This window comes from Spirochaetota bacterium (assembly GCA_038043445.1).
Lineage (GTDB): Bacteria > Spirochaetota > Brachyspiria > Brachyspirales > JACRPF01 > JBBTBY01.
Window position 1 is genome coordinate 18,369 of sequence record JBBTBY010000117.1, and the last position, 7,415, is coordinate 25,783.

The window sequence follows — 7,415 nt, forward strand, 5'->3', positions numbered from 1 at the left end:
GACAGGAGTGCAGGGCGGTAAATTCTTAAAAATCAAGGGCAAATAGTGAAAAATAACGGTTTTATCTTCCAACAAAAATTTTTCTCGAGCAAAACGGCGGGGCGTCCTCGAAGAAGCGCATCGTGCAAATCCGCATGGATGTACTTGCCGTGCGATCCTTTGGATGCGGTGTTTTCCTTTTCGTGAATGCTTGGCCGCGGTCGCTTGACAGTATTCGATGACGGAATATACTGACATGGATGACTGTAGATATGGGGCAACGTGGAAAGCCCAGTGCATTCGGTGGTAACGGGAGGGTTGTTATGGTGTTCAGGGTCACCTTGCATATTGTTATTGCGCTGATGCTCGGCGTGCCGGTGTACAGCGCGTTCATCGGTTCTATCACCACTATTATCTCGTATGACAACATTACCGTAAAGCTTATCGCAACGAACGGTTCCAAAACGCTTACCGTGGTCGATAAAAATGAAGCCGCCGTCGGGACGTTGCGGATCGATTCGCTCAAGTACCCCGTCGCGCGATGCACGCTCATCGAAGGCGATTTTCGGCGCATTGCAACGGGGCAATGGGTCCGGGATAAGGGATCTGAGGGAACACGGGATGGCGTGGTCACCGGTGCAACAGCAAGCGCTGTTGATATCGTTACGAATGCATATATCGGCGAACCGCCGCCGAGACGCTTTTTCGGTGTGCGATTCGCCGGCGGATGCTATGCGCCGTTGAGCGCGCTGTCGAATTTCTCATCGATGCAATTGCAGTACAGCATGTCGTTCATTCTCGATATCGCGCCTCATTTCATCCTTACGCCGGGGATACTTATGAGCTATTCGACGAACAGTACCCGCCTTGGCGCTTTCTATGTATCAGCCCTATTCCCGCTCTCCGGAACGAATGGATCGATCTCTCTCTACCCGCATGCGGGGCTGGGGGTGATATATCCGTATGATATTGTCCCCCTTGCGTCGGCGGGGATAGGCGTGATATTTTTTCGGAACAATAATTTTTCTTTGATAGTAGAGACCGCCGTGTGGTGCCCCATAAGCGATATGGCTATCATTCAAAAATATGCCGGGGCGACGGCAAGCCTGGGCGTGCATATTTACTACTGAGGTGGTTATGCGAGTAGCGATCACGATTTTCATCGCAATGACGGTGTTGCCTCTGTCTGCAAGGACGTTTTATTTCACCGAGCCTTCACCTGAATTGAAAGCGCGCTATCTTTCCTCAATTACCAATGACGTTGTTGAACCATGGAATGATATTGCTGTTTCAAGGACGGTAATGGGAGCATTTCTGTGGGGTTCTGCAGGGATGGCTATGGGGTTGGGCATCGGCGCCATTGGGGGCATACTCATTGCATCTCAGTATGCAACGGGGTGGAACGGATTGTGGTATATGGCAGCTGGGGCGTACTTCGGCAGCGTCGGGGGGTGCATTCTGGGATCCAGTATCGGCGCATCGGCGCTCGCGTCGAAATATTTCGGTTTTCAGCCGGCAGCATCGCTCTTCTCCGTACTGTTCTCCGCTGCGCTGGGTACCGTTCCTTTCGGCCTGTATTATGTCACATTGTCGTCTGAAATAAAGATGGACAGTACGTTGAGACTCATTATAGGGATAACAGCGGTGTTTGCCGGGGCGATTCTTCCGCCAGTCGGCGCATATCTCGGTTATCATGTCGGGCTTTTCGGCGTCAGCGGACGGAAGAACAGTGATGCGGCGAACGCAGGACTTCCAGGCGGTGTATTCTATGGATCAAGAATGCGATCATCGGTGCCGGATATAGTGTTCGCAATGGAGATCGGACGATGGTAACGGCAATGAAATATCGATCCGTGATCCTGCTCTGCACGTCATTTGTGATGATAGGTTGTGCGACAACGATCGACTCTTTCGTCCCCCGTGACGCAAGGGTGCAGCGGACTCTGCTCGTCGCCCGGCTTGATGCGCCCTATTACATACTTATCCATCGTCTTGAGCAGACCGAAAACCCGGGGGTGTATCGATTGGGGGAACGAGTCACCCCGCTTGCAGGTGCGAATGTTCTCGTACCCGGAGATCACGGCTACGCATTCGCCGGTCCCGTTGATCCCGGAAAATATGTTGTCATGGGAATAGCATCGTACCCGCTTGCTGTAGCGAACGATGAATTCATTTATGAGAAACCGTCCCGAGGATATATTTTTACTGTTCCCGAAGGATGTGATGTGCTTATTGTCGGTGCTTTCGCGTTCCGGATCGATGGTGCCGGGCTGCTCGGCAAGTTCCATTTCCTTCGTACCGGGGCCGAAGCCGGTGATATCCGTGGAGCGATCGATCGTCTGAACAAGATATCAAGGTACAATGGGGCGGCGGCTACATGGGCCGCAGGCGGAGTAAAATGGGTGCGGCTGAAAGAATGACCGCGCAGCCCCGATATTGAAGTTGGCGTTTTTTCTTCACTACGCATCTTAACATGCTGCGATGGGACGCTTCTGCACGGTATTACCGATACTACGAATAGTGAGTCCAATATCACCTGGATGCTTGCGTATATCCCCAAATGCACAAAAACAGTAATAACACACGCTTTTCTTATTCTCTACACCATTTTTTCTCGAGCGAAGCCGAGAAAAAATTCCCCATCTTCCTCGGTGCGGCAGCCGAAGGCGAAACCCGCCCCCGACCTTGCAATAAACCCCGTCATGGAATACTATACACCCCGTTTTTAACGGATCGGCCCGGGAGCTGTTATTATCAGCGCCCGGGGTTTCGATGCCGGGCATACAGTACAATTTTGTTGATCCGGGAGGGTCGCATGATATCCGTAAGCGGTCTTGCGAAACATTACGGCACGGTAAAAGCGGTGGATGGCATCGATTTCACCATCGACAAGAATGAGATCGTCGGCATACTCGGGCCCAATGGCGCCGGGAAGACGACGACCTTGCGCATGCTCACCTGCTATCTTACCCCGACCGCGGGGGAGGCGAGCGTGAAGGGAATAAGCGTACACGATGACCCCATTTCGATAAAGCGGTCCATCGGTTATCTGCCGGAATCCGCGCCGCTGTATTCGGACATGGTGGTCTATGATTACCTCGTCTATGTATCGCGCATTCAGGAAGTGAAAGAGACGGATATCGAAGCGAGCATACGCTATGTCGTCGGCAAATGCGGGCTTTCCGAGGTCATCGGCAAGAAGATAGGCGAGCTTTCGAAGGGCTATAAACAGCGCGTGGGCCTTGCCTCCGCTATCATCCATAATCCCGATATACTCATCCTTGACGAGCCGACAAGCGGACTTGACCCCAATCAGATCGTCGAGATACGCTCGCTCATCAAGGAGCTCGGCAAGGAAAAAACGGTCATCCTTTCGACGCATATTCTCCCGGAAGTGGAAGCGACCTGCGACCGCGTGATAATCATCAACCGCGGGCATATCGTCGCGGACAGCTCGACGAAAGAGCTTATGAGCGGCACGGGGCGGCCGACCGTCATACAGATGCAATTGAAATGTTCGGCGTCCAATGCCGAGATCGAACGCATCATCAAGGAAGCGGGGAATATCACCAAGGTGGTCGTTTCCGGTACGGATGTGAAGGATGTGCATATCGAAACGCCGGCCAATGTCGACGTGCGCGAGGCGCTCTACCGGCTCATCAAATCGACGGAATGGACGCTGCTTGAGATGAAACGCGAGGCGCAGAACCTCGAGAATATCTTCCATGAACTCACGCGGGAGGCCGTATCATGAACGAGTTAGTGAGCAGCCTGAAAGGCATAGTCAACTGGAGAAAAGTGTTCATCATCGCGATGAAGGAACTGCGTTTCTTCTTTTTCTCGCCCATCGCCTACATCTTCGTATGCGTGTTCCTCCTTCTCATGGGGATACTCTTCTTTTTCGTGAACAACTTCTTCGTGGTCAATCAGCTGGAAATGCGGATGTTCTTCGAGTTCATGCCCATCGTGCTTTCGATAATCATTCCCCTCGTGACCATGGCGCTCTTCTCCGAGGAGTTCTCCATCGGCTCCTACGAAGTGCTCAACACCTTTTCGGTGACGACGTTCGATATCACGCTCGGGAAATTCCTCGCAGCGACGATTTTCATGTCGAGCGCGCTCATACCGACATTCCTCTATCCCATTTCGCTCGCATTTCTCGGTGATCTGCCGAAAGCGCCCATCATCGGCGGATATATCGGCTCGGTGTTCCTCATCGGCGCGCTATCATCGATCGGCATACTCACCTCATCGCTCACGAAGAACCAGATCGTCGCGTTCATCATCGCTTTCGGGGCGAGCATAACGCTGTCGTTCCTCCTTCATATCTCGCTGCCGATCATCCCCGGCGTGCTTGCCGGATTCGTCGATTTCCTTTCGGCGTACAGCCACTTCTCGAACATCGCGCGCGGCATACTCGACTGGCGCGATATCCTGTACTTCCTTTCGATAATCGTGCTTGCGCTCTTCGGCACGAAGCTTATCCTTGACGAACGCAAATAGGCGGAGAGAACAATGAAACTGAAATTCTTAAGCGATCTTCAAAAGAACAACCGGCTCGATAATCTCACGCTCTTCCTCATCGTCGCCGGCATCATCGTATTTCTCAATCTCGTATGCACCCGTGTGTTCGCGCGCCTCGATCTTACCGGCGACCGCATCTATTCGCTCTCGTCGTCGAGCAAGAAGGTCGTTCGCGAGCTACATGAGCCGAAGACGGTAAAGGTGTTCTTTACGCGCGATCTTCCGGCGCCGTACAGCACGTACTATAAGTATCTCGAGGACATCCTTCGCGAATACCGTTCAAGCGGATGGAAATTCCGCTATGAATTCGTCGACCTCAAGCGCAAGCCCACCGCGCCGGACGAGTACGGCATACAGCCCGTGCAGCTGCAGGTGTATGAGAAGGACCAGGTCCAGTTCAAGCGTGCGCATATCGGCATGGTGTTCATTCACGGCGATGTCATCGAGCGCATACCGCAGATAACCTCGACGGAAGGTCTTGAATACAAGATAACATCGATAATCCGCAAGATGAACAATAAGGTCGACAAACTCGCCAATCTCAAGGGCAATGTCGAGATCGTACTGTTCGCCTCGTCGAATATTCCGCTCCCCGATATCCAGTCCGTCGAAGGGAAGGTGAAGGAGAAATTCGATTCGCTCAATAAGAAATATCTCGGCAAGCTCAAGTACTCGTCGGTCGACACCGCGAGGAACCCGGAGTCCGAGAAGGTCGCGCGCGAGTACGGCATGCGTGCGGTATCGTGGCCGGCGATGCGCGGCACGCCCGCGGGCTCGGGCTACATCGGCGTCGTCGTGGTGTTCGGCGATAAGCGCGAGGGGCTTAATCTCCTCGGGCAGAATATGTTCGGACAGTACTACATCGACGGTATTGAGACGATCGACGCGACGCTTTCGGGTGTCATCGATAATCTCATCGGCCTCAACAGGAAGATCGGCTACATCACCGGCTACGGTGAACCCAACCGCTTCGGCGGTTACGGCGGCATGATGGGCGGCCGCGGCGGCGACGAACAGAACACCATATCGCATCTTGCGGGCTTCATCGATGCCGAGTATCAGTTCGAATCGATAGCGGTCAAGGATAAGAAGATATCTTCCGATGTGAGCGCGCTCCTCGTCATCGGACCCAAGCAGCGGCTCGATGAGTATGCGCTTTTCCAGATAGACCAGTTCATCATGAGCGGCAAGCCCGTTGCGTTCCTCCTGAGCGGGCTCGATTTCCCGCAGCCCCCGCCGGAGCTCGCGATGTATCAGCAGCAGCCCCCGCAGGGAAGCGCGGTGAACACCGGGCTTGAATATCTCCTCGCGGCGTACGGTGTGAAGCTCAACAACAATGTCGTGTTCGACGAGAACTGCTACAAACAGCAGACCCCGCGCGAGTACGGCGGCGGAGAGCGGGCGATCTATTTCGCGCCTATTATCGAACAGGAGAACATCTCACAAAAGCATCCTGTCACCCAGAAGATCAAGGGCATGGTGGCGCTGCAGGCCTCATCGATAGAGCCTATCGACAGTGTGATCAAGGCGAACAAGCTTTCGTACCTGGAGCTCATCAAGACATCGAAACGTTCATGGCAGCAGGGCGAGGGCGCCATGCTCCAGTACGCCATGCCCCCGCAGGGCACGAATGATTTCAGAAAGCATACGATATCGGCCGTTGTCGAAGGCGCGGTAAAGAGCTATTTCGACGGCAAGCCCATTCCCCGCGGTGCGACGAACGCGTCCACAGCGGGCATAGGACTTGCGGCGTCCAGTGACGCAGGCTTCATCCCCGCGGCGAAGAAGGCGCGCATTTTCATCCTTGCGGGCAGCGAGATGGCGAAGAATTCGATCATCGATCAGGAGGGGAAATACCCCAACTCGATATTCGTGAAGAACCTCATCGACTGGCTTGCGGCCGACCAGGACCTTATCCCCATACGCAAGAAGGGGCTGTCCTATAATCCGATGAAGAAGGTGCCGGATTTCGTGAAGACGCTCATCAAGTTCATCAATGTCGGCGGGGTGCCGCTCATCGTCATCGTCCTCGGCATTTTCCTCTGGCGGCTTGATAACGCACGGCGCGATCGGATACGCGCACAGTTCAAATAGGAGATCGTTATGAAACTGAAACCGGTATATGTGCTCGGCATCGTACTGCTCGCGCTGGTGGCGATATTCGCGCTTTCGACGCTTGTGTTCAAGGACACGGGGCATGGGGTCCCGGGTGTCGCTGAGATAAAGAACCTCAACCGCATCGAAGTGAAAAAGGGGACGAACGCCGCCGCCGTGTTCACACAGACGGCCGATCTGTGGAAGATGACCGCCCCGGTGAACGATGTTGCGGACAAGAACACGCTCGATGCCATGATCGTCAAGCTCAAGGAATTCAAGCTCACCGATCTCGCATCCGAGGGCGATTTCCCCGAGAAGTACAATCTCGATACGAACAACCGCATCGAGGTCGCCGTATATCAGGATAAGCGGACGGTCGCTCATTTCTTTCTCGGCAAGACCGCTTCGACCTACAGCCATTCGTATGTGCAGCTCCCCAAGAGCAAAAATGTATATCTTGCCGCGGGCAATCTCACCGAGACGTTCGACAAGACGATCGATTCGTTCCGTTCGAAGGACATCACCTCCATCATGCTCGAGGATGTCAAGGAGCTGTCCATAGCTTCCGCGGGCAGGGAGATAACCCTCGCGAAAACACAGACGACGATAACCAATATGCCTGCGAAGAAAGACCTTTCGAACGCTCAGCCGGAAAAGCCGAAGACCGAAACGGTCACCGCGTGGAAAGTGGCTGTGCGGAACACCACGGTCAAGGATGCGACGATGACCGATCTGCTCACCCGTACCGTGAAGCTTTCGGCAACCTCGTTCACCAATGTGAGCGTCGGTAATGAATTCATCAAGCGGTTCTCGTT

7 protein-coding genes are annotated in these 7,415 nt (G+C 54.0%); all 7 read left to right on the forward strand.

Going from position 1 to position 7,415, the window contains the following annotated elements; translation table 11 throughout:
- Nucleotides 1-302: 302 nt before the first annotated feature.
- On the forward strand, nt 303-1,109 hold the full coding sequence (locus AABZ39_16065) for a hypothetical protein (GenBank protein MEK6796296.1): 807 nt from the start codon (nt 303-305) through the stop codon (nt 1,107-1,109).
- A gap of 172 nt (nt 1,110-1,281) precedes the next feature.
- Nucleotides 1,282-1,812: a hypothetical protein gene (locus AABZ39_16070; GenBank protein ID MEK6796297.1), complete on the forward strand. Its 531-nt coding sequence runs from the start codon at nt 1,282-1,284 to the stop codon at nt 1,810-1,812.
- 5 nt (nt 1,813-1,817) lie between these two features.
- Nucleotides 1,818-2,399 carry a hypothetical protein gene (locus tag AABZ39_16075; protein MEK6796298.1) on the forward strand — a complete coding sequence of 194 codons (582 nt, stop codon included), beginning with the start codon at nt 1,818-1,820 and terminating at the stop codon, nt 2,397-2,399.
- A gap of 395 nt (nt 2,400-2,794) precedes the next feature.
- Nucleotides 2,795-3,733, forward strand: a complete 939-nt coding sequence (locus tag AABZ39_16080) for an ATP-binding cassette domain-containing protein (protein ID MEK6796299.1) — start codon at nt 2,795-2,797, stop codon at nt 3,731-3,733.
- Complete coding sequence (locus AABZ39_16085) at nt 3,730-4,482, forward strand: ABC transporter permease (GenBank protein ID MEK6796300.1); 753 nt, start codon at nt 3,730-3,732, stop codon at nt 4,480-4,482. The genes AABZ39_16080 and AABZ39_16085 overlap by 4 nt, the downstream gene beginning before the upstream one ends.
- A gap of 12 nt (nt 4,483-4,494) precedes the next feature.
- Complete coding sequence (locus AABZ39_16090) at nt 4,495-6,597, forward strand: Gldg family protein (GenBank protein ID MEK6796301.1); 2,103 nt, start codon at nt 4,495-4,497, stop codon at nt 6,595-6,597.
- A 9-nt stretch (nt 6,598-6,606) separates the two neighbouring features.
- Nucleotides 6,607-7,415, forward strand: an 809-nt coding sequence (locus AABZ39_16095) for a DUF4340 domain-containing protein (protein MEK6796302.1), incomplete at its 3' end; no start/stop codon positions are given.